Origin of the sequence: Sphingobium aquiterrae, from assembly GCF_037154135.1 — a bacterium.
Lineage (GTDB): Bacteria > Pseudomonadota > Alphaproteobacteria > Sphingomonadales > Sphingomonadaceae > Sphingobium > Sphingobium aquiterrae.
This window is the reverse complement of record NZ_JBANFL010000016.1, coordinates 95502-118529: the sequence shown is the minus strand read 5'-3', so window position 1 is coordinate 118529 and position 23028 is coordinate 95502. Positions and strand designations below refer to the sequence as shown.

At 66.4% G+C, this 23028-nt stretch carries 26 protein-coding genes; 13 read left to right on the top strand and 13 right to left on the bottom strand.

Annotated elements, in window-relative coordinates; all coding sequences use genetic code 11:
• Positions 1-24 precede the first annotated feature (24 nt).
• The 6 genes from WFP78_RS17160 to WFP78_RS17135 form a co-directional block, all read right to left on the bottom strand.
• Complete coding sequence (locus WFP78_RS17160; protein ID WP_336965083.1) at positions 25-408, bottom strand: type II toxin-antitoxin system VapC family toxin; 384 nt, start codon at positions 406-408, stop codon at positions 25-27.
• Positions 401-673, bottom strand: a complete 273-nt coding sequence (locus WFP78_RS17155; RefSeq protein WP_336965080.1) for an AbrB/MazE/SpoVT family DNA-binding domain-containing protein — start codon at positions 671-673, stop codon at positions 401-403. The genes WFP78_RS17160 and WFP78_RS17155 overlap by 8 nt, the downstream gene beginning before the upstream one ends.
• 35 nt (positions 674-708) lie before the next feature.
• The gene (gene rimM, locus WFP78_RS17150) at positions 709-1206 is read right to left on the bottom strand and encodes a ribosome maturation factor RimM (protein WP_336965077.1); all 498 of its coding nucleotides are present in this window, start codon (positions 1204-1206) and stop codon (positions 709-711) included.
• A 5-nt stretch (positions 1207-1211) separates the two neighbouring features.
• Positions 1212-1658, bottom strand: coding sequence for a 30S ribosomal protein S16 (gene rpsP, locus WFP78_RS17145; RefSeq protein WP_336965075.1), 447 nt, complete (start codon positions 1656-1658; stop codon positions 1212-1214).
• Positions 1659-1717: 59 nt separating this feature from the next.
• Positions 1718-3199, bottom strand: a complete 1482-nt coding sequence (gene ffh / locus WFP78_RS17140) for a signal recognition particle protein (RefSeq protein WP_336965072.1) — start codon at positions 3197-3199, stop codon at positions 1718-1720.
• A 352-nt stretch (positions 3200-3551) separates the two neighbouring features.
• Positions 3552-3818, bottom strand: coding sequence for a hypothetical protein (locus WFP78_RS17135; protein ID WP_336965070.1), 267 nt, complete (start codon positions 3816-3818; stop codon positions 3552-3554).
• Positions 3819-3935: 117 nt separating this feature from the next.
• Between WFP78_RS17135 and dapF the strand changes: the two genes are divergently transcribed.
• The 4 genes from dapF (at position 3936) to WFP78_RS17115 (ending at position 7765) form a co-directional block, all read left to right on the top strand.
• Complete coding sequence (dapF, locus tag WFP78_RS17130; protein WP_336965067.1) at positions 3936-4742, top strand: diaminopimelate epimerase; 807 nt, start codon at positions 3936-3938, stop codon at positions 4740-4742.
• Positions 4739-6070 carry a tRNA (N(6)-L-threonylcarbamoyladenosine(37)-C(2))-methylthiotransferase MtaB gene (gene mtaB / locus WFP78_RS17125; RefSeq protein ID WP_336965064.1) on the top strand — a complete coding sequence of 444 codons (1332 nt, stop codon included), beginning with the start codon at positions 4739-4741 and terminating at the stop codon, positions 6068-6070. The genes dapF and mtaB overlap by 4 nt, the downstream gene beginning before the upstream one ends.
• Before the next feature lie 13 nt (positions 6071-6083).
• Positions 6084-7016, top strand: a complete 933-nt coding sequence (gene ftsY / locus WFP78_RS17120) for a signal recognition particle-docking protein FtsY (protein WP_336965060.1) — start codon at positions 6084-6086, stop codon at positions 7014-7016.
• Between the two features lie 98 nt (positions 7017-7114).
• The gene (locus WFP78_RS17115) at positions 7115-7765 is read left to right on the top strand and encodes an inner membrane-spanning protein YciB (RefSeq protein WP_336965057.1); all 651 of its coding nucleotides are present in this window, start codon (positions 7115-7117) and stop codon (positions 7763-7765) included.
• Positions 7766-7872: 107 nt separating this feature from the next.
• Here WFP78_RS17115 and WFP78_RS17110 read toward each other — a convergent pair whose 3' ends face one another.
• The 4 genes from WFP78_RS17110 to WFP78_RS17095 all read right to left on the bottom strand — a co-directional run bounded on the left by WFP78_RS17110 (position 7873) and on the right by WFP78_RS17095 (position 10422).
• On the bottom strand, positions 7873-8862 hold the full coding sequence (locus WFP78_RS17110) for a nucleotidyltransferase domain-containing protein (protein WP_336965054.1): 990 nt from the start codon (positions 8860-8862) through the stop codon (positions 7873-7875).
• Positions 8859-9722, bottom strand: coding sequence for an HprK-related kinase A (locus WFP78_RS17105; RefSeq protein WP_336965052.1), 864 nt, complete (start codon positions 9720-9722; stop codon positions 8859-8861). Before WFP78_RS17105 ends, WFP78_RS17110 begins: the two co-directional genes overlap by 4 nt.
• Complete coding sequence (locus WFP78_RS17100; protein ID WP_336965050.1) at positions 9719-9994, bottom strand: HPr-rel-A system PqqD family peptide chaperone; 276 nt, start codon at positions 9992-9994, stop codon at positions 9719-9721. Before WFP78_RS17100 ends, WFP78_RS17105 begins: the two co-directional genes overlap by 4 nt.
• Before the next feature lie 89 nt (positions 9995-10083).
• Positions 10084-10422 (bottom strand): hypothetical protein, encoded by a 339-nt coding sequence (locus WFP78_RS17095; protein ID WP_336965155.1) that lies wholly within the window; start codon positions 10420-10422, stop codon positions 10084-10086.
• Between the two features lie 285 nt (positions 10423-10707).
• On the opposite strand from WFP78_RS17095, the gene WFP78_RS17090 reads away from it, so the two are divergent.
• The 7 genes from WFP78_RS17090 to phoB all read left to right on the top strand — a co-directional run bounded on the left by WFP78_RS17090 (position 10708) and on the right by phoB (position 18059).
• Positions 10708-11943 (top strand): ATP-binding protein, encoded by a 1236-nt coding sequence (locus WFP78_RS17090; RefSeq protein ID WP_336965048.1) that lies wholly within the window; start codon positions 10708-10710, stop codon positions 11941-11943.
• A gap of 141 nt (positions 11944-12084) precedes the next feature.
• Positions 12085-13140, top strand: a complete 1056-nt coding sequence (locus WFP78_RS17085) for a substrate-binding domain-containing protein (RefSeq protein WP_336965046.1) — start codon at positions 12085-12087, stop codon at positions 13138-13140.
• A 15-nt stretch (positions 13141-13155) separates the two neighbouring features.
• Complete coding sequence (pstC, locus tag WFP78_RS17080; RefSeq protein WP_336965043.1) at positions 13156-14553, top strand: phosphate ABC transporter permease subunit PstC; 1398 nt, start codon at positions 13156-13158, stop codon at positions 14551-14553.
• Complete coding sequence (gene pstA / locus WFP78_RS17075; RefSeq protein WP_419722991.1) at positions 14550-15848, top strand: phosphate ABC transporter permease PstA; 1299 nt, start codon at positions 14550-14552, stop codon at positions 15846-15848. Before pstC ends, pstA begins: the two co-directional genes overlap by 4 nt.
• 7 nt (positions 15849-15855) lie before the next feature.
• Entirely contained in the window at positions 15856-16647 is a 792-nt protein-coding gene (pstB, locus tag WFP78_RS17070) for a phosphate ABC transporter ATP-binding protein PstB (RefSeq protein WP_336965039.1), read from the top strand.
• A 10-nt stretch (positions 16648-16657) separates the two neighbouring features.
• Positions 16658-17350 (top strand): phosphate signaling complex protein PhoU, encoded by a 693-nt coding sequence (gene phoU / locus WFP78_RS17065; RefSeq protein ID WP_336965036.1) that lies wholly within the window; start codon positions 16658-16660, stop codon positions 17348-17350.
• 10 nt (positions 17351-17360) lie between these two features.
• Positions 17361-18059, top strand: a complete 699-nt coding sequence (gene phoB / locus WFP78_RS17060; protein ID WP_336965033.1) for a phosphate regulon transcriptional regulator PhoB — start codon at positions 17361-17363, stop codon at positions 18057-18059.
• 215 nt (positions 18060-18274) lie between these two features.
• On the opposite strand, the gene WFP78_RS17055 is transcribed toward phoB, so the two are convergent.
• On the bottom strand, positions 18275-19666 hold the full coding sequence (locus WFP78_RS17055) for an OprO/OprP family phosphate-selective porin (RefSeq protein ID WP_336965030.1): 1392 nt from the start codon (positions 19664-19666) through the stop codon (positions 18275-18277).
• Between the two features lie 215 nt (positions 19667-19881).
• On the opposite strand from WFP78_RS17055, the gene WFP78_RS17050 reads away from it, so the two are divergent.
• On the top strand, positions 19882-20949 hold the full coding sequence (locus tag WFP78_RS17050) for a hypothetical protein (RefSeq protein WP_336965027.1): 1068 nt from the start codon (positions 19882-19884) through the stop codon (positions 20947-20949).
• Positions 20950-20996: 47 nt separating this feature from the next.
• On the opposite strand, the gene WFP78_RS17045 is transcribed toward WFP78_RS17050, so the two are convergent.
• Together WFP78_RS17045 and epsC are read right to left on the bottom strand one after the other, a co-directional pair.
• On the bottom strand, positions 20997-21353 hold the full coding sequence (locus tag WFP78_RS17045; RefSeq protein ID WP_336965024.1) for a DUF2794 domain-containing protein: 357 nt from the start codon (positions 21351-21353) through the stop codon (positions 20997-20999).
• Complete coding sequence (epsC, locus tag WFP78_RS17040; protein WP_336965021.1) at positions 21353-22060, bottom strand: serine O-acetyltransferase EpsC; 708 nt, start codon at positions 22058-22060, stop codon at positions 21353-21355. The genes WFP78_RS17045 and epsC overlap by 1 nt, the downstream gene beginning before the upstream one ends.
• 164 nt (positions 22061-22224) lie before the next feature.
• Between epsC and WFP78_RS17035 the strand changes: the two genes are divergently transcribed.
• Positions 22225-22998, top strand: coding sequence for a sulfite exporter TauE/SafE family protein (locus tag WFP78_RS17035; protein WP_336965019.1), 774 nt, complete (start codon positions 22225-22227; stop codon positions 22996-22998).
• Positions 22999-23028 lie beyond the last annotated feature (30 nt).

The window sequence follows — 23028 nt, the reverse complement described above, 5'->3', positions numbered from 1 at the left end:
GGATCAAGGCAAGGCTACGCATGGTCATACCGTCCAGTTCTCTGTGCGCAGGTCGGGGATATCGGCAAAATCCGCTTCGTTGTTGGTGACGAGCGTAAGGTCGAGCGCAAGCGCATGCGCCGCGATCAGCCGGTCGAAATTGCCCCGCCTGAATGGCAATTCCGCATAGCGCAAGGCCGCCGACATTTCGAAAGGAAGGACCGGCACCAGCGCGAAGAAGCGCTCCGCCATGGGCTTTTGCAAGGGTTCCCGCATGTTCACGCCGCGCATGACCTCGCCATGAACGATTGCCGATGTCGCGACCGAACCGACCGCACAGCGCTGCACATGCTGCGCAGCCAGGCACGAAGCATCACGCAGGATGTAAATGATGATGTTGGAATCGAGCAGAAACAGCGGCTCAGTCACGTTTGAGCAGCTTCCCGTCCCAATCGAGTTCGCGTTCTTCGAATGCGCGTTCTTCGGGCGTCAGCGGCTCAAGCCAGGGCATGGAACCGGCGATGCCCGTCAGGTCGATCTTGCGCGGTTCGGCGGGGATCGGCTCGAAGACGAACTTGCCGCCCTCCTCGCGCAGACGCATTTCGGCGCCCTCCTCCAACCCCAATGCCTTGGGCAGGCGCAGGGCGAGGCTGTTGCCGGACTTGAAAACCTTGGCGCGATATTCCTCGCTCATGGCGGAGGGCCTTTCGTATATACAGGCCGTATATACTATTCCACGAAGACAGCGTCAATGACCGCCTGCCCTTCGCCCAGCGTCACGGCGTGCATCGGCACCATGAAGCGGCGTGGACCCTTGGCCCCTTCCAGAAAGGGGCGCTCGACCTCGATGATGTCGCCTGCGCCGAAATTCTCGATGGCGACGATATTGCCAAGCGCATCGCCCGCATCGCTCACACAGGGCAGGCCGATCATGTCGACATGATAATATTCGCCCTCGCCCAGCGGCGGCAGGGCGGAACGGGGGACGGTGAGCGCGGTGCCGCGCATCCCCTCGGCACCAGTCCGGTCGCGGATTTCCGCGAAGCGGGCAACGGCGCCATTGGGGCCGGGCCGCACCGACTTGAGCGTCAGCACCTGCCCGGCCGCATCGAAGCTCTTATAGCCTTTGAGGCTTTCGACACTTTCGCCGAAGAGCTTCAGACGGACTTCGCCCGTCACACCATGCGCGCCGACAATGGCGGCGAGAGTGACGGGCGCGTCGTGCATCGGGCTCAGCCCTCAGCCTGTTCTTCAACCGCAGCGGCTTCCTCGGCGGGCGCTTCCTCGACAGGAGCCGGCGCGGCAGCCGCTTCGGCAGCGGCCTTTGCAGCCTCTTCGGCCTCGGCGATCTTGGCGGCACGCTCTTCAGCGCGCTCGGTGGCCTTCTCGCCCGGCTTGCCCTTGCTCGGGTTCACGCGGGCAGCGCGTTCCTTGACGCCGGCGACGTCGAGGAAACGGGCGACGCGGTCGGTCGGCTGCGCGCCAACGGCCACCCAGTGCTTCGCACGGTCGAGGTCGAGCACGACGCGCTTGGGGTCTTCCTTGCCCAGCAGCGGGTTGTAGCTGCCGATGCGCTCGATGAACTTGCCGTCGCGGGGCGAGCGGCTGTCGGTCACGACGATCTTGTAATAGGGGCGCTTCTTGGAGCCGCCGCGCGACAGACGAATGGAAGTTGCCATGAGTGTAACCTTACCTTTCTGATACAATCTAATTTGTAAATGATATGAGTGGGTTGAACTTATTTCTTCATGAACTTTTCGAAGCCCGGCGGCAGCTTGGGCATATCGCCGCCGGGAAGGCCCGGCATCCCGCCACCCGGCCCGCCAAGCCCGCCGGGGAGCCCGCCACCGGCACCGCCGCCGCCCAGCAGGCCGCCAAGCCCGCCGCCGGCGAACATCTTGCCCAGGCCCTTCAATCCGCCCATCTTGCGGATCTTCTTCATCGCGGTTTCCATTTCCTGGTGCATTTTCAGGAGGCGATTGACCTCCTGCACCGTGGTGCCGGAACCCTTGGCGATACGAATCTTGCGCTTGGCGTTGATGATCGCCGGGCGCTCCCGCTCCACGGCGGTCATGGAGCCGATCATGGCATCCATGCGCACCAGCGACTTGTCGCCCGCGCCGCTCTGCGCCATCGCCGCCTGCGCCTTTTTGAGGCCGGGGATCATGCCCGCCAGCGCGCCAATGCCGCCCATGCGCTGCATCTGCGCCAGCTGCGCGCGCAGGTCGTTGAGGTCGAACTGGCCCTTCGCCATCTTCCTGGCGAGCTTGTCGGCTTCCTCGGCGTCGATGCTCTCCGCCGCCTTTTCCACCAGGCTGACGACATCGCCCATGCCAAGGATGCGCTGGGCGACGCGCTGCGGATGGAAGGGCTCGATCGCGTCCAGCTTTTCGCCGACGCCCGCGAACTTGATCGGCTGGCCGGTGACGGCGCGCATCGACAGCGCAGCGCCACCACGGGCATCGCCATCCATCCGCGTCAGCACGACGCCGGTCAGCGGCACCTGCGCGGTGAAGCTCTGCGCGACATTGACCGCGTCCTGGCCGGTCAGCGAATCGACCACCAGCAGGATTTCCTGCGGGGTCGCGACATCGGCGACGGCCTTCATCTCGTCCATCAGCGCCTGATCGACATGCAGGCGGCCCGCGGTGTCGAGCATGACGACATCGAAGCCCTGCAGCTTCGCGGCCTGCAGCGCGCGGCGGGCGATGTCGACCGGCTGCTGACCCGGCACGATCGGCAGGGTCGCGACATCGGCCTGCGTGCCCAGCACGGCAAGCTGTTCCTGCGCAGCGGGGCGCTGGACGTCGAGCGACGCCATCAGCACCTTCTTGCGGTCCTTTTCCTTCAGCCGCTTGGCGATCTTCGCGGTGGAGGTCGTCTTGCCCGAACCCTGCAGGCCGACCATCATGATAACGGCCGGCGGGGTCACGTCGATCAGCAGGTCGGCGGTTTCCGAACCCAGCATCGCGGTCAGCGCATCGCTGACGATCTTCACCACCTGCTGGCCCGGCGTCACCGAGCGCAGCACATTATGGCCGACCGCCTGCTCCGTCACGCTATCGACGAAATCGCGCACCACCGGCAGGGCGACGTCCGCCTCCAGCAGCGCGATCCGCACTTCGCGCATGGCCGAGCGGACATCGGCCTCGGTGAGCGCGCCGCGCCCACGAAGCTTGTCGAATACGCCGCCCAGGCGATCGCTCAGCGAATCGAACATCGTCACCTCAACCAACGGACCGGAACGGCCCAGAAAAACGCACATGCTCCAAAACGACAAAACCGCCGGCGGGCGAAACCTCGCCGGCCAGCGTCCATCCGAAGCGCCCGATATGCGCTCCCTGGAGGTGTCTTAGGAGCCCGGCAATCCTGTGGGATCACCGGAATATGCGGCGCGCCTTAGCGGAGAATGGGGATATGCGCAAGAGATGGCGGGACGGGACGGGAATCTCCACCATCCTTCCGTCATGCTGGAGACTAGAGAGAAGGGAAGCGTGGCACCTTCCCCCATTTCCATTGCACGCCCCGCCCATGACACCGCGCTGCCTTGCAAGGCGGAATGGCGATCGTGCCTAACGCAGGAACCGCGCGCCGAAGCGGCAGCCGAGCAGCCAGCGGGCCTCCGCCTGCACCGCGCCGCGATTGGGCAGATCGACCGCCACGATCGCGCCCGCCGGCACCGGCTCCGCGCATTCGGCGATGAAGCCCGCTTCGGAAATGCTGCCGACGCGGCCGGTCATCTGCCGCTCGCCCGTGCCGATCACCCGGATCACCGCATCGCACGCCCAGCGCCCGGCCCTTGCAGCCGGATCGGCCTCGATCATCTTCCCCAAGCGCATGGAACCGCCCTCCCTTGATCGAGATCATGTCACGTCATGGGTTAGCGGCCCGTTAAGCGCGCGAATCCATGGCCCCGCTTATGGACAGGGACGGCCCGCTGCCCTACATCGCGCGCGATGAACGGTCGTTTTTCCAAGATGCATGGCCTCGGCAATGATTTTGTCGTCATCGACGCACGCGAGGCGCCGATCACGATGACAAGCGCGCGCGCGCAAGCCATTGCGGATCGCCATGCGGGCATCGGCTGCGACCAGCTGATCCTGATCGACCATTCCGACCGGGCCGATGTGGGCATGCGCATCTTCAACGCCGACGGCAGCGAGGTGGAGGCGTGCGGCAACGCCACCCGCTGCGTGCCGCTGTTCGTGGGCCGCGACGTGCTGATCGAGACGAAGGCGGGTCTGCTCGACGCGAAGCAGGTGGCCGGCGGCGCCAGCGTCGACATGGGCGAACCCCGGTTCGACTGGGATGCGATCCCCCTCGCCTATGCCATGGACACACGGACGATGCCGGTGAGCTGGGAAGACCTGCCCGCGCCGTCTGCCGCCAATATCGGCAATCCGCATGTCATCTTCTTCAATGCGGGCGTCGGCATGGAAGAGGCCGCGCGCCTCGGCCCACTGATCGAGACCGATCCACTGTTCCCCGAGCGGGTGAACGTGAACTTCGCGCAGGTGGTGGACGCGCACCACATCCGCCTTATCGTGTGGGAACGCGGCGCGGGCCTCACCCGCGCCTGCGGCACCGGCGCCTGCGCCACCGCCGTTGCAGGCATCCGGCTGGGCCTGGTTTCCGGGCCCGTCACCGTCTCGCTGCCCGGCGGCGATCTGGTGATCGACTGGCAGCCCGGCGGCCACATCGTCATGACCGGCCCCGCGACCCATGTGTTCGACGGCACCGCCGACTGGGACGCCTTCGGATGAAGACGGCCGGGGGCACCGGGGCGTGTGGCACCGGGGCTCAGGGTTCCGGCGCTCAGGATTCCGGCGCTCAGGGTTTTGGGCCGGAGCTGATCACCCTCGGCTGCCGCCTCAACATTGCCGAGAGCGAGACGATGCGGACGCTGGCGAAGGGCCGCGACGACCTCATCATCGTCAACAGCTGCGCCGTCACCATGGAGGCGGTGCGCCAGACCCGGCAGGCCATCCGCCGCGCCCATCGCGCCCGGCCGGATGCGCGCATCGTCGTCACCGGTTGCGCCGCGCAGACCGATCCCGCCATGTTCGCCGCCATGCCCGAAGTGGCGCAGGTGCTGGGCAACAGAGAGAAGCTGGACGCCGCGTCCTTCGCCGCGCCCGCCTTCGCGACACAGGAACGGGTGCAGGTTTCCGACATCATGGCCGTGCGCGACACCGCGCCGCATCTGGCCAGCGGCTTTGCCGACCGCGTGCGCGCCTTCATAGAGGTGCAGAATGGCTGCGACCATCGCTGCACCTTCTGCATCATCCCGCTGGGGCGCGGCAACAGCCGCTCCGTCCCCGCCGGCGAAGTGGTGCGCGCGGTGCGGGAGATGGTGGCGCAGGGCTATGGCGAGGTCGTGCTGACCGGGGTGGACGCCACCAGCTATGGCGCGGACCTGCCGGGCGAGCAATCGCTGGGCACGCTGGTGGACCGCATCCTGACCCATGTGCCGGACCTGCAACGCCTGCGCCTGTCCTCCGTTGACAGCGTGGAGATGGACGAGCGGCTGCTGGAGATCGTGACCGGCGAGCCCCGGCTGATGCCGCATCTGCACCTGTCGCTGCAGGCGGGCGACGACATGATCCTCAAGCGCATGAAGCGCCGCCACAGCGCCGCCGATGCCATCGCGCTGGTCGAGCGGCTGAAGGCCGCGCGGCCGGAGATCGCCATCGGCGCGGACATCATCGCCGGTTTCCCCACGGAAACCGAGGCGATGTTCCAGAACAGCCTTCGCCTGGTCGAAGCCTGCGATGTCGTCCACGGCCATGTCTTCCCCTACTCCCCTCGCCCCGGCACCCCCGCCGCGCGGATGCCGCAGGTGCTCCATGCCGCGATCAAGGATCGCGCGGCGCGGCTGCGGGCGGCCTGTACGCAGCGGCGCGCGGCGTGGCTGTCCGGCCTTGTCGGCACAGAGCAACATGTTCTGGTGGAACGCAGCGGACGCGCCGGCCATGCCGAAAATTTCGCGCCCGTGGCATTGCCCGAACCGGCGCAGCCGGGCGAAATCGTGACGCGGCGCATCGCGGCGCTTGAGAATGGCGTGCTGATCGCGCAAGAGGCGGGCCAATGAAGAGTGTCACGACATGAGCGAACCCACCTGGCGCGAACGCCTGTTCGGCGGCCTCAAGCGCACGTCCGACCGGCTTGGCGACAATCTGACCGGCCTGTTCACCAAGGCCGCGCTGGACGACCAGACGCTGGACGAGATCGAGGAAGCGCTGATCGTCAGCGACCTTGGCCCGGCCATGGCGGCGCGCGTGCGCGAGCGGCTGGCCGAAGGGCGCTTCAACAAGGAACTGACGGAAGAGTATCTGCGCGAGATCATCGCGGAGGAAATCGCCAAGACGCTGGCACCCGTCGCCAAGCCGCTGGAGATCGAAGCCTTTCCCCGCCCGCAGGTGATCCTTGTCATCGGCGTCAACGGATCGGGCAAGACGACGACCATCGCCAAGCTCGCCCACCTGTTCCTGGAGCAGGATTATGGCGTGATGCTAGCGGCGGGCGATACCTTCCGCGCGGCGGCCATCGGCCAGCTCAAGGTCTGGGCCGATCGGCTGGGCATCCCCATCGTATCGGGCAAGGAAGGCGGCGACGCGGCGGGCATCGTCTATGAGGCGGTGAAGCAGGCGACCGCCACCGGCATCGACGTGCTGATCGTAGACACCGCCGGGCGGCTGCAGAACAAGACCGAGCTGATGGAAGAGCTGGCGAAAATCCGCCGCGTGCTCGGCCGGTTGAACCCGGCGGCGCCGCATGACGTCGTACTGGTGCTGGATGCGACGACGGGCCAGAACGCCCTGTCGCAGATCGAGGTGTTCAAGGAGGTCGCGCAGGTGACGGGGCTGGTGATGACCAAGCTGGACGGCACCGCGCGCGGCGGCGTGCTGGTCGCGGCGGCGGAGAAATATCGCCTGCCCATCCATGCCATCGGCGTCGGCGAGAAGATCGAGGACCTGCGCCCCTTCGACCCCGAGGACATGGCGCGCGCGATTGCCGGGGCGGCCTATGCGCGGTGATATCATGGCGGCACGGATATCCCCTCCGTTCGGGCTGAGCCTGTCGAAGCCCCACCCTTCTTTTCAGGGCACACGGAAAATTGGCGAAGGTATTGTGCATGGCTGAAACCAAAGCCCCCCAGCATGGCGGCACGCTCAGCCTCGTGCTCGATTTCGGGCCGCTGCTGGTCTTCTTCCTGACCTACAAGGTCGCCGGCCGCATGCTGGGCACGGGTAATCCGATCAGCGCGATGGTGCTGGGCACGGGCGCGTTCATGGCCGCTATCGCAATCGCCGTCATCATCTCGCTCATCAAGCTGAAGCGCGTGTCGCCGATGCTGTGGCTTTCGGCGGTACTGATCCTGTTCTTCGGGTCGCTCACCATCTATTTTCGCGACCAGCGCTTCATTCAGCTCAAGCCCACGATCATCTACATCTTCTTCGCGTTGATGCTGTTCGCCGGGCTCATGCGGCGCAAGGCGCTGCTCAAATATCTGCTGCAGGCCGCCTATGACGGGCTGTCGGAGGAAGGCTGGCTGAAGCTGTCGCGCAACTGGGCCTGGTTCTTCGTCGCCATGGCCATCGCCAATGAAGCGATGCGCGCGTCGATGAGCTTCGACACCTGGCTGTCGGTGAAGGTGTGGGGCGTGACCATCGTGTCCTTCCTGTTCGCCGCCGCCAATATCCCGATGCTGATGAAGCATGGCATGAATGTCGGTCAGGCCGTGGACAGCGACGAACTGGGCGAGACGACGCCGCCGCAGGGATAAGGGCCGCAGGGATAAGGGCCGCAGGGATAAGGGCCGCAGGGATAAGGGCCGCAGGGATAAGGGCCACAGGGATAGGGCCCCCACCTCGGGGATAACAGCGCCCGCGATCAGGCCGGGCGATGCCCCTTGCGCCATTTGGTGAACAGGTGGCGGGCGAGCATCATCGGCGGCATCCGCAACCAGTGCGAGCGGATGAAGAAGGCAAAGCGCAGCGGCTTGCCGGTCTCCTGCCCCCATGCATTGCGCGCGAGCAGAAGGCGGACATAAAGCCTGTCGCGCCAGCCCGGCGCCCCGCCCCCATAGACCGCATCGGCCAGCCGGATCGCCCGCGCGACAAAGGACGCAAGCCCATGCCGCCGCGCTCGCGCCATCAGTGCAGCCCTGTCGTCAATGTCATCGAGCAGGCACCTGATATCCCACAGATTTCTCATGCCACCCATCATGTCGCCATCGGCCAGCAGATGCGCGACGGCATGGCAGACGCGATCCTCGGGCGACAGCACATGCAGGCCACCCGGCAAGGCGACCGCATCGGCGATCATCGCGGCGGCATCGGGCGTCTGCCGCGCGGTCAAGGGCAGGATCGTGTGATGGACATCGATCATCCGGTCGCGCGCCGCGTGGATCAGCGGCGGCAGTTCATGCATCCATTGCCGATAATAGAGGTCGTCATAGGGATCGGGCTTGACCCATTCCCATCCCGCTTCAATCAGCGCCTTCTCCACATCGTCCAGCGCGTCGCGCGGCACCAATATGTCGAGATCGCCGATGAACCGCCCCTCCCCCGCGCCCAGCCCCGCCGCGACATAGGCGGTGCCCTTGAGCAGGATGACGGGGATGCCGAGCGGCGCCAGCGCGGCCTGCGCGCGGTCCGCCTCCCACAGCGCCTGCCGCCGTTCGCGCTCCGCATCCAGCCGCGCGTCGGCCAGGATCGCGGCAATCGGGTCGGGAACCACCCGGTCCTGCAACCGCATCGCGAGCGTGCCGATCAGCCGCTCCGCCCGCGCCATGGCGACCAGCGCGTTCCACCCGGCGCCGTCGAGCGCGCCGGTGCTGCCGGGATCGCGGAGCGCATGGGCGAGCACCGCCGCGCTCATGGAAGGCTCTCCCACAGCCGCTCGACCATGTCGACTGCCGCCTCACCGTTCGGGAAGTCGATGGCACAGGCGGGCACATCCTGGGTGAAGCGGGACAATGCCGCGAACCCCGCCTCCCCCATGGCGACATAGTTGGTGGAAGCCTGGGTCAGGCGCATGAAGGTTTCGGACGGGCCGACGGGGCGCCGGGCCGCATCATGGCCATAGCGCGGATAGAGCAGCAGCGCCGGCGCCGCGCCCTCGTCCATCCGCGCGATGGCGTCGGCGCACGGGCGCAGATGGCGGATGTCGCCCTTGGGCGTCGCGCGCATCAATGGGCCGAAGCGGCCGGCCTGCGCCTCCCCCTCCATCACGGCGATGGCGCCGTTCTTGAGCGAGACCAGCCGGGGGAAGGCGAAGACCTGCCCGGTCGCGGGATCGAGCAGGGTGAATTCGTCCCCCATCAGCCGCCAGCCGCGCTCCCCCAGCATCGCCGCCAGGGTGGATTTGCCCGAACCGGATTCGCCCGTCATCACCAGCGCCCGCCCGCCCCGCTCGACGCAGGAGGCATGGAGCAGCACATGCCGCCGCCAGCCCAGCGCCATCTGCAGGTTCATGCCCATTTCCGCCGCCAGCAAACCGTGGGGCAGGCCCATCGGCGCCGCATCGGCCAGGCCATGGTCGCCGGTGATGAAGACGGACGGCCTGATCCAGCGACGCCACGGCTTCGCCGGTTCCAGCCGCACGGTGAAATCGACGATGCCGCCGGTGGGCGCGGGATAATCGCGATACAACGCCTTCAACCGGTCGACAGGCCCGGCCCAGGCCGAACCCACGCGAAAGGACGCCGGGCCGATCCGCAGGGACATCCCATGCTTCATCCGCGCGCGACCAGCCCCAGCGCGACCAGTTCCTCCAGATGCGCGGCGATGACGGGCAGCGCCTCGTCCCGCGCGCCCAGATCGAAGGACAGCGCCAGCCGCGCCACCAGCTCTTCCGTGCTGGCCGGGCCGGCCATCAGCGCGTCCAGCATTTCCGGCACGGGGCTCACCACCATATGCGTCTGGCCGGACGGGCGGTGATAGATCAGCGTCACCGCATCGAGCGGGCGCACGATCAACGCGGACGCCGGGCAGGCGGCATGGCGGATCATGATATCGGGTATCGGGTATCGGGCGTCGCGGTCATGCCCGCCTTATGCCGCAAATCCCTTAAAAAAAGGCGACGCTCCCCGGCGGCACCCTATCGCGGCATCTGCAGCGATGCGTAGCAGGTGAAGCCGCTCGTGCCCGATTGCAGGCGGCGGATATAGTTCAGATAGGCCTGGTTCTGCTCATAGCTGGTGCCGGGCAGCGAGCGTCCGTTCAGCGCCGCCTTCACATCCTCGCCCTTGAAGGCGCGGCCCGCACCGGGAAAGGCGCCCTGCGTGCCGGCGGGGACCAGCGATCCGTCGGGCGCAACATAATTGCCCGACCGGGCCGGGTCGGGCACCGGGATCTGGCAGTTGAGCACCGACGCCGCCGTGCTGGCCAGCGCCGGGCGGATCGAGACGATGGCCGAAGCCGCGACCGCGCCGCCCATCAGCAGCTGGCGGCGCGAGGGCACGGCGAAATTGACGGAGGCTTCATCCGGCCCCCGGTCCGGCGCATATTCCACGCCGCCCTGCGCCTGCCCGTCCGCCTGTGGCGGCTGTTGGTTACTGTCGTCGCTCATCGGCCTATTGTCCGTCATTTTCCCTGACCAAGTGTAAACGACGCCAAATTGTCATCGCCGCATTGGCATATGGATGCGCTCAGGCTAGCCATCGCAATTCCCCACGGAAGAATCCAGAGCAGTAACCATGATTGAGCGGGAGCAGGTTCGGGCATGACGCGGTGGGTATCGGTGCAGATGCTGGTCGCCACCATGGTCATCATGGCGGGCGCGGCGGCCACGCTGCTGTTCAACAGCGGCATGGAGACGCTGCTGGTGTCGGCGGCGGCCGGGCTGCTTGCCATGTTCATCCTGTGGGATCGCCCGCCGGCCGCCGCGCCCGGCACCACGGACATGCCGGCCGGGCCGGTCGATATCCTGGACCATGTCGATTTCGAACTGCTGCTGGAGGGGATTTCAGAGCCGCTGCTGGTCATCGCCCGCGGCAAGGTGGCGCGCGCCAATCGCCCGGCGCTGCGCCTGCTGGGCTCGCATATCGTGGGGGAAGATGTCCGCATCGCCATCCGCCATCCCGCCGCCGCCGAACAGCTGGCCAGCATGGCGCCCATGGTGGAGCCCACGACCGTCAGCCTGGTCGGGCTGGGCACGCGCGACCAGCGGTGGGAAATGCATGTCGCCCCGCTTGCGGACAGCGAGCGCGGCGAACCACGCCGGATCGTCCACCTGATCGACCGTTCCGGCAGCTATGCGGCAGAGCGGATGCGGGTCGATTTCGTCGCCAATGCCAGCCACGAACTGCGCACGCCACTGGCGGCGATATTGGGCTTCATCGAAACGCTGGCCGATCCGGTGGCGGGCGCCGACAAGGAAACCCGCGCGCGTTTCCTCAAGATCATGGAGGGCGAAGCGCGGCGGATGCAGGTGCTGGTGGACGACCTCATGTCCCTCTCCCGCATCGAGGCGGAGAAATATCGCGCGCCCGACACCGCCGTCGACCTGCCCGATTTGATCGGCGAGGTGGTCGACGTCTTCCGCCAGAGCGGTGGCGAGCGCGGGCGCGACGTGGTCGCCGCCATCGCCCCCGGTGCTCAGTCCGTGCGCGGCGACCGCGCGCAGCTGTCGCAGGTGCTGCACAATCTGATCGGCAATGCGGTCAAATATGCGCGGGCGGGAACCCCCATCACCGTCGGCCTCGCCCCCGGTTCGCCCGGCATGATGAAGCTGACCGTCGCCGACGAAGGCGAAGGCATCGCGCCCGATCATCTGCCGCGCCTGACCGAGCGTTTCTATCGCATCGATTCGGGCCGCAGCCGCGCCATGGGCGGCACCGGCCTGGGCCTCGCCATCGTGAAGCATGTGGTGGAGCGTCATCGCGGCCGGCTGGATATTGCCAGCGTCATCGGCCGGGGCACGACGATCACCATATTGTTGCCCGTCGCAGATGACTGATTTTTCCCGATAAACGGCGCTCCGGGGGCATTGTCATCAAACTGAAACGTAACTGTCACAATGCGGCGATCAACGGCCGCTAGGGCCGATGACGAAACGGTCGCCAGCCGGTCATGCCGGTGCGACAGCTTGGAGGTTCAGGTGAAGAAAACGGCCCTTTTCCCGGCAACGGCGCTGGCCCTTGCCGCCCTTTCGCTGACGGCGTGTCAGGACCAGGCCGGGGGTGATTCGGCGCGGGACCAGATCCGCGCGGTCGGTTCCTCCACCGTCTATCCCTTCTCCACCGCCGTTGCCGAACAGTTCGTGCTCAACAATCCGGGCATGAAGTCGCCGATCATCGAATCGACCGGCACGGGCGGCGGCATGAAACTGTTCTGCGCCGGCGTCGGCGCCCAGCACCCCGACATCGAAAACGCCTCGCGCCGGATCAAGAAATCCGAGTTCGAGCAGTGCCAGACCAATGGCGTCAAGGAAATCGTCGAGATCCAGGTCGGCGTCGACGGCCTTGCCTTTGCCGAATCCAAAAAGGGCCCCGGCATGAAGCTGACGCCCGAACTGGTCTACAAGGCGCTGGCCGCCAACCCGTTCGGCAAGGGCCCCAACACGGCGCAGACATGGAAGGATGTCGACGCCAGCCTGCCCGCCATCCCGATTTCCGTCTTCGGCCCGCCCTCGACCAGCGGCACGCGCGACTCGCTGGCCGAGCTGATCCTGACCAAGGGTTGCGAGACCGACCCAGCGATGAAGGCGCTCCAGAAAAAGAGCGAGGATGAATTCAAGGCCGCCTGCACCCGCATCCGCGAAGACGGCAAATATGTGGATTCGGGCGAGAACGACAATCTGATCGTCAAGAAGCTGGCCGCCAACCCGAACGCCGTCGGCATCTTCGGCTTTAGCTTCCTTGAAGAGAATAAGGACACGCTGAACGACATTCCGCTCAATGGCATGGAAGCGACCTATGAAAATGTGTCGACCGGCCAATATCCCGGCGCCCGCCCGCTCTTCATCTATGTGAAAAAGGCGCATATCGCCGCGATCCCGGGCCTGAAGGCCTATCTGGACGAATATGTCCGCGAATGGGAACCGGGCGGCCCGCTGACCAAGCGCGGCATGGTCGCTTCGCCCGACGCGGTGCGCAAGGCGAGCGCCGAGACGGTGAAGTCGCTTGCGGTGCTCGACGGCAGCGGCCTCAAGTAACCGGCCCCGCCTGTCATGACCGGACCCGCCATCCTTTTCCTGCTGTTCGGCCTGGGCGTTGTCGCCTGGGTCGTCGCCCGGGCGCGTGCCACCCGCATGCGCGACGCCGCCGCCAGCGGCCCGGGCGGACGCAGCGCGATGCACAGCCTGCCGTCCTTCCACGGCTGGTATGCCGCGCTCTGGACATTGCTGCCCGCCTGCCTGTTCCTGGCGGTGTGGAGCAATGTGATGCCGGGCCTGATCACGGACGCGGTGCTGGCCGATCCCGCCGCGCAGGGGCTGCCGGCCGACGGCTTCGCGCGCGGCGCCATATTGAACGAAGCGCGGGCGATCGCGACCGGCAAGCAGGCCATGGCCTTCAACCCGGCCGCGCAGATCCTGGTCGAACCCTATCGCGCCGCCACCGCCCGCTACAGCACGGCCGGCGTCATCCTGGCGCTGGCGCTGGCCTTTGCCGGCGGCGCCTATGCCTTCACCCGCATCCGCCCGGATTTCCGCGCCCGCACCCGTGTCGAGCGGCTGGTGATGTTCGCGCTGCTGGGGGCCTCGCTGATCGCCATCGTCACGACCCTGGGCATCGTCGCGTCACTGCTGTGGGAATCGCTGCGCTTCTTCTCGATGGTGAACCCCATCGATTTCCTCTTCGGCCTGAAATGGTCGCCGCAATCCGCAGCGCTGGGCTATGGCAATGACGATGCCTTTGGCGCGGTGCCGCTGTTCTGGGGCACGATCTTCATCGGCGCGATCATCGCCATGCTCGTCGCGATCCCGCTGGGCCTGATGAGCGCCATCTACCTGACGCAATATGCCAGGCCCACGACCCGCAAGTGGATGAAGCCGATCCTTGAGGTGCTGGCCGGCGTGCCGACCGTGGTCTATGGCTATTTCGCCGCGCTGACCATCGCCCCGGCCCTGCGCGACGCCGCCGTCGCCATCGGCATCCACGGCGCCAGTTCGGAAAGCGCCTTGGCCGCCGGCCTGGTGATGGGCGTGATGATCATCCCCTTCGTCTCCTCGATGGCCGACGACAGCATCGCCGCCGTGCCGCAGGCGATGCGCGACGGCAGCCTGGCCATGGGCGCCACCACCAGCGAGACCATCCGCAAGGTGCTGATCCCCGCCGCGCTGCCCGGCGTTGTCGGCGGCGTGCTGCTGGCCGTCAGCCGCGCGATCGGCGAGACGATGATCGTGGTGATGGCCGCCGGCCTTGCCGCGAACCTGACCCTCAACCCCTTTGCCAGCGTGACCACCGTGACGACGCAGATCGTCCAGCTGCTGACCGGCGACCAGGAATTCGACAGCGCCAAGACGCTCGCCGCCTTCGCGCTGGGGCTGGTGCTGTTCATCGTCACCCTGCTGCTCAACATCGTCGCGCTGCGGGTCGTGAAGAAATATCGGGAGGCCTACGAATGACCGCGCTTCAGGCCACTGCCAGCACAGCCGCGCCGGGCCAGGCCATGCCGCGCACGCCGACCGACTGGAAATCCGACATCATGCGTCGCCGCATCGCCCGGCGCTATGCCGCAGAACGCCGTTTCCGCCTGCTCGGACTGGGCGCGGTGGTGCTGTCCGCCGGTTTCCTTGCCTTCCTGCTGGTCAGCATGGTCGGCAATGGCGCCCGCGGCTTCACCCGCACGCAGATCGCCGTGCCGGTCGATTTCGCAGCGGCGCCGATCGTGGTCGATCCGGCCATGCTGAAGGGCGGCAATGCCGATCAGGCGCTGGCGGGCGCGAACCTGCCCATGGTGACGGCGCAGGCGGCCGTGGCGGCCATCGGCCCCGATGGCGACAAGCTGCTGTCGCCCAATGCCTGGCTGACGGTGCGGAACGCGATCAAGGCCGATCCGTCGATCCTGAGCGGCAAGACCACCCTGTCCCTTCCCGCATCGACGGAAATCGACATGGCGGCGAAGGGCGAGGCCCCGGCCGCGGCGCAAGCGGCCTATGCGAAGCTCAGGGCGCAGGGCGTGGTCTCGACCGGCTTCAACGCCTCCTTCCTGACGGCGAGCGACGCGACGGACCCGATCCTGGTCGGTATCTGGGGGGCGTTCAAGGGATCGGTGCTGACCATGCTGGTCACGCTGGGGCTCAGCTTCCCGGTGGGTGTGCTGGCCGCGCTCTATCTGGAGGAATATGCGCCCCGCAACCGCTGGACCGACATGATCGAGGTGTCGATCAACAATCTGGCCGCGGTGCCCTCGATCATCTTCGGCCTGCTCGGCCTCGCCATCTTCCTCAACCTGCTGCACCTGCCGCGCTCCGCCGCGCTGGTCGGCGGCATGACGCTGGCGCTGATGACCATGCCGGTCATCGTCATCGCCGGGCGCAATGCGATCAAGGCGGTGCCGCCGTCGATCCGCGACGCCGCGCTCGGCATCGGCGCGAGCCCGGTGCAGGTGGTCTTCCACCATGTGCTGCCGCTCGCCCTGCCCGGCATCCTCACCGGCACCATCATCGGCATGGCGCGCGCGCTGGGCGAAACCGCGCCGCTGCTGATGATCGGCATGCGCGCCTTCATCGCGACCCCGCCGGGCGGCATCACCGACCCCGCGACCGTGCTGCCGGTGCAGATCTTCCTGTGGTCCGACGAGGTGTCCCGCGGCTTCGTGGAGAAGACCTCCGCCGCCATCATCGTCCTCCTCGCCTTCCTCCTCGCGATGAACGGCGTGGCCATCTATCTTCGCAACAAGTTCGAAAAGCGCTGGTGAACCACTTATGCTGACTCAGGAACAACAGGCGCTCAAGCCCAACGACCCCAAGATGTCGGCCCGCGACGTCCACGTCTTCTATGGCGAGAAGGAAGCGATCAAGGGCGTGTCGATCGACGTCGACATGGAGAATGTGACCGCGTTCATCGGCCCGTCGGGCTGTGGCAAGTCCACATTCCTGCGCACGCTCAACCGCATGAACGACACGGTGGCAAGCGCCCGCGTGGAGGGCGAGATCACGCTGGATGGCGAGAATATCTATTCCACGTCCATGGACGTGGTGCAGCTGCGCGCGCGGGTGGGCATGGTCTTCCAGAAGCCCAATCCCTTCCCCAAGTCGATCTATGAGAACATCGCCTACGGCCCCCGCATCCACGGCCTTGCCAGCGCGAAGGCGGACCTGGACGTCATCGTCGAGAAGTCGCTGCGCCGCGCCGGCCTGTGGGATGAAGTGAAGGATCGCCTGCACGACAGCGGCACCGCGCTTTCCGGCGGCCAGCAGCAACGGCTGTGCATCGGCCGCGCGATCGCAGTGGAGCCCGAAGTCATCCTGATGGACGAGCCCTGCTCGGCGCTGGACCCGATCGCCACCGCCAAGATCGAGGAGTTGATCCACGAACTGCGGGGCCGCTACGCCATCGTGATCGTCACCCACAACATGCAGCAGGCCGCCCGCGTCTCGCAGCGGACCGCCTTCTTCCATCTCGGCACGCTGGTGGAATATGGCGTGACGTCAGACATCTTCACCAATCCGCGCCAGGAACGGACGAAGGATTACATCACCGGACGCTACGGCTGAGGAACCCGATATGGCAGAACATACAGTCAAGGCATTCGACGAGGACATCGACCGGCTGCGCGGCCTGATCGCGGAGATGGGCGGGCGCGCGGAAAGCGCGCTGGAAGACGCCATCGTCGCGCTGACCCGGCAGGACAAGGCACTCGCTGCCGAGGTCGTGGTGGGCGACCACAAGATCGACGCGCTGGAAAATGAAGTCGAAAAGCTCGTCATCCAGACGATTGCGCTGCGCGCGCCGATGGCGAACGACCTGCGCGAGGTGATCGCCGCGCTCAAGATCGTCGGCGTGGTCGAGCGTATCGGCGACTATGCCAAGAACATCGCCAAGCGCGTACCGCTGATCGCCACCAACCGGCGGACGATCGAACCGATCTCGCTGCTGCCCTCCATGGCGCAGATCGCCGGCGAGATGGTGCATGACGCGCTCAACGCCTTTTCCGCGCGCGACGCCGATCTGGCGCTGGCCGTGGTCCAGCGCGACACCGTGGTCGACGATTTCTACAACAGCATCTTCCGCACGCTCGTCACCTATATGGTCGAAAACCCGAAGACGATTTCGGAATGCGCGCACCTGCTGTTCGTCGCGAAGAATATCGAGCGGATCGGCGACCACGCGACCAATGTCGCGGAGATGGTCTATTATGCCGCAACCGGCCGCAACCTGCCCGAGCGGGAACGCGGCGAAACCCCCGAAGACAGTTGAGGATATCGCCATGGCACGAGCAAAGATGCTGCTGGTCGAAGATGACGCCGCGCTCGCCGAACTGCTGATCTGGCATTTCAAGCGCGAGGATTTCGAGGTCGCGCACACCGTAGATGGCGAGGAAGCGCTGATCATGGCGCAGGAGGACGTGCCCGACATCGTCCTGCTCGACTGGATGGTGGAAAGCCTGTCCGGCATCGAGGTGTGCCGCCGCCTGCGCCGCATGAACGGCACCGCCAATGTGCCCATCATCATGCTCACCGCACGCGGTGAGGAAGAAGACCGGGTGCGCGGGCTGGAAACCGGCGCGGACGATTATGTGACCAAGCCCTTCTCCCCCCGCGAACTGGTCGCCCGCGTCGGCGCCGTGCTGCGGCGGGTGCGCCCGGCGCTGGCCGGCGAAACCCTCTCCTTCGCCGATGTCGAGATGGATACGGTGGGCCACAAGGTCCGCCGGGCCGGCCGCTCGGTCGCCCTGGGCCCGACGGAATTCCGCCTGCTCAAGCATTTCCTGGAGCATCCCGGCTGGGTCTTCTCGCGCGAGCGGCTCCTCGACAGCGTCTGGGGGCAGGATAGCGACATCGAACTGCGCACCGTGGACGTCCACATCCGCCGCCTGCGCAAGGCGATCAATGGCGAGGGCCACCGCGACATCATCCGCACGGTGCGCTCGGCCGGCTACGCGCTGGACACCGACTACGCGGCCTGAACAGGCTGGCCAGATGCAGCCGATAGAGAAGGCGCCGTCTCCCTTCGGAGCGGCGCCTTTTTCATTCCCGGAGCATCAAAGCTCGTCACCCTGAACTTGGTTCAAGGTCCATCTTTCCCCACATTCTGCGCCACCCGGAGGCGCGATAGATGCTGAAACGCGTTCAGCATGACGATTCTTATGTGACCTTATGTGATGGATTCCAGCCCCAGCCGTCAGAAATCCAGTTCGGCCCGCGCGCCAAGCACGTCGGCGCTATAGTCCGAACGGGTGCCGGCCAGGATCGCCGCATCGGTGTAGCGCAGATGGCCATAGTTGATGTTGAACCGCAGAAATTCGATCGGCGTCCAGATCACGGCGGCGAACAGCGCATTCTGCGTGCCGCCGGTGATCCCCGCATCGTTCATATCCAGATAGTCGTAGCGCAGGTTGAGCTGCACCGCGCCGATGCCGCCGCTGCCCACCGGCCGCCGGGGCCGGGTGCTGACGAAGATGCCGTTCTTGTAGCTGCGGGTCTCGCCGGTCAGGAAATAGCCGACCTCGGCATAGCCGCCGAAGAAGGTCGGATCGACAAGGCCGCCGGGCCGCGACACGGTGAGCCAGTGCGCCTCCCCCGCCCAGTGCAGCGGGCCGCGCGTCCCGGCCAGTTCCACCCCATAATGCGACTCGCCATCGGCGGAGAAGGACGGCGTCGCCATGAAGCGGCTGTTGACGCTGTGAAGATAGGGGCGCTGGCGATAGCGCTGCGGCGTTTCCGATAGGCGGTTGAAATCGCGCCAGTGGCCCGAAACACCGAAATGCAGCTGCGTGCTGCCCAGCCTGGGCGCCAGCACGATGCGGCCGTCCACGCCATAGCTGTTATTCTCGTCCCCGCCATTCGGGCCGTCGGCGGCATTGAGGAGCGAGTCCGCGCTGTCGGAGAAGATGCCGGCCTGCGCCAGCAGCACGCCCGTCCGGTACTGCGCCGACAGGCCAAGCCGCCGCTCGAAACCGAAGGCATCGGTGAAGGCCGCCCGCTCCATGAAGGAGCCTGTCGTGTCCCCGATCAGTTCGTCCAGCGACTGAAATTCATTCTGGTTGCCCAGGGTCAGCAGCAGCTTGCCGCGCTCATAGCTGATAAAGGTGTCGACCAGTTCGACGCTGTTGTCCGACAGTTCCGTTTCCAGTTTGTAACCGAAACCGCCGCCCAGCACGCCCTCCCCACCCAGGCGCAGGCGCCGCAGTTCGTTGGAATAGCCCTTGGCCCGGTCCTTGACGCTGGCGGGCGCCATCAGGACGCCGGCATCATATTGAATGCGGCCCTTCACCTTGAAGCTGGCCGATCCGTTGCTGAACAGCGGACTGCCTTTCCAGCTGATCGCGGTTTCGGGCGTAGCCGGGGCTGAGGCCGAAGCCGGAGCCGGGGTGGCGGATGCCGTGGCGACCGGCGCCGTTGCCGGGGCAGCCGCGCTGCCCACCGCTTCGGCGGCGGCGGGCGTCGTGTCCAGCCGGGCTTCCAGCCGCTCCACCTGCGCCTTGAGGGCGGCGATCTGCGCGCGCAGATCGGCCGCTTCGGCAGCGCTGATATTCTGCGCCCACGCAGGAGCAGGCGCCAGGAAGAGCGCCATGGCAGTCCCCATGGCCCATTGAGATTTGCCCCTCATCTTCACGCCCCCCCTTTTCCGGCTGACCGGTGCGCTCAATTATGTCCGATTTATTTCATTTGCACGTCATTTAGATGACATATTTATGTCACTTCGCGCCGCCGCCCGTCACGTCACACTGTATTGATACGACAACACAGTGATGATAGAATGCCTGCCGGAGGGGAAGGAGACACATCATGTACAGCGAGAGTGACCTGCAATCCGCGGTCGAGGCGGGCGCGATCAGCCCGCAAGCCGCCGATGCCCTGCGCGCTCATGTGGCAAACCAACGTTCAAGCCCGGTGGTGGATGAGGAGCATTTCCGCCTTCTGACAGGTTTCAACGATATTTTCGTGTCAATCGCCGGCATCATCCTGCTGGTGGCGGTGGCGGGCCTGGGCAATCTGGTCCGGCTGGGCGCTGCCGATCATCAGCCTTCCGTGCTCTGCGGCGTCCTGGTCGCGGCCACAAGCTGGGGCCTTGCGGAATATTTCACCCGCGTCCGCCGCATGGCGCTGCCCAGCATCGTGCTGCTGCTGGGCTTTTCCGGCGGCATCGCCTGCGCGCTGATGGCCATGATGATGCAGATCTTCCCCCATGCGGACGATCGCCTCTCCGCAACGTTGACCGCCGGCGCCGCGCTGGTGACGGCGGGCGCGACATGGCTGCACTGGCGCCGCTTCATGGTGCCGATCACCGTGGCCGTGGGTGCGGTGGCCGGCGCCGCCGTCGTCGTCGCGCTCCTCTATGCGGCCTTCCCGGCCATGGATGACGGCATCTTCTGGCTGGTGCTGGCCGGCGGCGTCGGCATCTTCCTGCTCGCGATGCGCTGGGACATGAGCGACCGGGCCCGCACCACCCGCCGCGCCGATGTCGCCTTCTGGCTGCACCTGGCCGCCGCGCCCGCCATCGCCCATTCGACGTTCCGCCTGCTCGGCGTCTTCGGCGGCGGCGACATGGGCGGGGGCACGGCGGTAACGGTGCTGGCGCTTTATGTCGCCTTCGGCCTTGTGGCGCTTGCCATAGACCGGCGCGCGCTGCTGGTCTCCAGCCTCGCCTATGTGCTCTTCGCCATGTATGCGCTGTTCGAGGCGATGGGATCGGTGGAGCTGTCCGCCGCCTTCACCGCGCTCGTCATCGGATCGGCGCTGCTGCTGCTCTCGGCCTTCTGGCACAAGGCGCGCAAGCTGGTGGTGGAAGGCTTGCCGGAGGGGATGCGGATGCGCCTGCCCTATCTGGACCGGGACGTCCCCGCCGCCGCCTGACAGGATCGCGCGGGGTGGCGGCCTGCCGAAAGGCCGCCACCCCGGCGCTATTCCTCGACCAGCCGCAACAGCTTGCGTTCGACCGGCGCCAGCACCGGCCCCAGTTCCTGCCCGCGCTTCAGGATGGCGCCCGCTTCGCCGACCAGCGCCCACATGCCCTGCCGGTTGCGCAGCCCCGGGCGCTTCTCGATGCGATATTCCGGCCGCTCGGCGGCGCGGCGAAAGGCGGAGAAGACCGCGCTTTCCCGCCCCATGTCGATCGCATAGTCGCGCCAGTGCCCGGCCGACACCATGCGGCCATATAAATCCATGATCCGCATCAGTTCCAGCCGGTCGAAACCGACCTGGTTCCCCGGCGGCCCTGTTCTGGCGCCATGGCTGGGAAACGGGGTAACGTCCCCCATCAGGCGCAGCCGCGCTCCCCGGTGGACACAGGCTCATCATGCTCGCGGGCGCGTTCCGCCAGCAATTCGGCGATCTGCTTCTGCAACCGCTCCATTTCGCACTGGAGCAGTTCCAGCTTCTGCGTGGCGGGATCGAAGCTGTCGCTGCAGGGCGTGCCATAGGGCACGAAATCGCGCTGATAGGCGGTGACGTCGACCAGCATCGGCCGCGCCGGGATGCCGACCATCGTCGCCCCTTCGGCAACCTCCTTCGTCACCACCGCATTGGCGCCGATGCGCGCGCGCGGACCGACGGCGATCGGCCCGAGCACCTGCGCGCCGGAACCGATGATGACGCCGTCGCCGATCGTGGGGTGGCGCTTGCCGGCAATGCCGTTCGCCGGATCGGTGCCGCCCAGCGTGACATTCTGGTAGATGGTGACGTCGTCGCCGATCTCCGCCGTCTCGCCGATCACCGAAAAGCCATGGTCGATGAACAGCCGCTTGCCGATCTTCGCGCCGGGGTGAATGTCGTTCCCGGTCAGGAAACGCGCGAAATGATTGACTGCGCGCGCCAGGAAAAACAGGCGGCGGCGATAGAGCCCATGCGCCGCGCGATGGAAGGCCACCGCCCAGACCCCCGGATACAGCAGGATCTCGGCACGCGATCTCGGCGCGGGATCGCGCGACTTGATCGACTCCAGATAGCCGATGAGGGTATGGAACATGCCGGCGCCTTTAAAAGCTGAACTCGACCATAGGATAAGGCTTTCGACCGCAATTTTCCAGACGTTGCCGTTTTTTGCTTTCAGACCGGCAAAGAGAAACTTGCTTGGCGGGGCGACAAAAGCCAAGCAATGCGATAGAGAATATCCTTTCAGGGGCGTACCGAATGCCAGATTTCCTCTTGGTCCATGCCGATGCCATCTGGCCATTCATCGTGGTCGGTTTTGGCGCGCAGATGGTGGATGGGGCGCTGGGCATGGCTTATGGCGTCATTTCCAGCACATTGTTGCTGGCATTGGGGGTGCCGCCCGCCGCTGCGTCCGCGGGGGTCCATGCGGCCGAAACCTGCACCACCGGCGTTTCGGCGCTCAGCCATATCTTCCACCGCAATGTCGACTGGCGGCTGTTTGCGCGACTCGTCATCCCCGGCGTGATCGGCGGGGTCGCCGGCGCCTATCTGCTGTCGAATGTCGACTCCGGCCTCATCAAGCCCTTCATCCAGGCCTATCTGGTCGCGATCGGCGTCTACCTGGTCTGGCGCGGCTTCCACTTTCCGCCGCACACGCGCGATCCGCGCCTGGTGGCGCCGCTGGGCCTGCTCGGCGGCTTCCTGGATGCGTCGGGCGGCGGCGGCTGGGGGCCCATCGTCACGTCAAACCTGCTGATCCAGGGGTCCAGCCCCCGGCACACCATCGGCACGGTCAATTCGGTCGAATTCATCCTGACGCTCAGCATCAGCATCACCTTCCTGCTGAACATGGGGCTGACAGCATTCACGGTCGCCACCGTCGGCCTGCTGATCGGCGGCGTGATCGCCGCGCCGCTGGGCGCGATGCTGGCCCGCCATATCGCCCCGAAGGTGCTGCTGGTATCCGTCGGCGTGATCCTGACCGCGACATCGCTGTTCGGCATCGCCAAGTCGCTTGGATATATCGCCTAGAGCGATTACATATCCCTTCAACATCGAAGG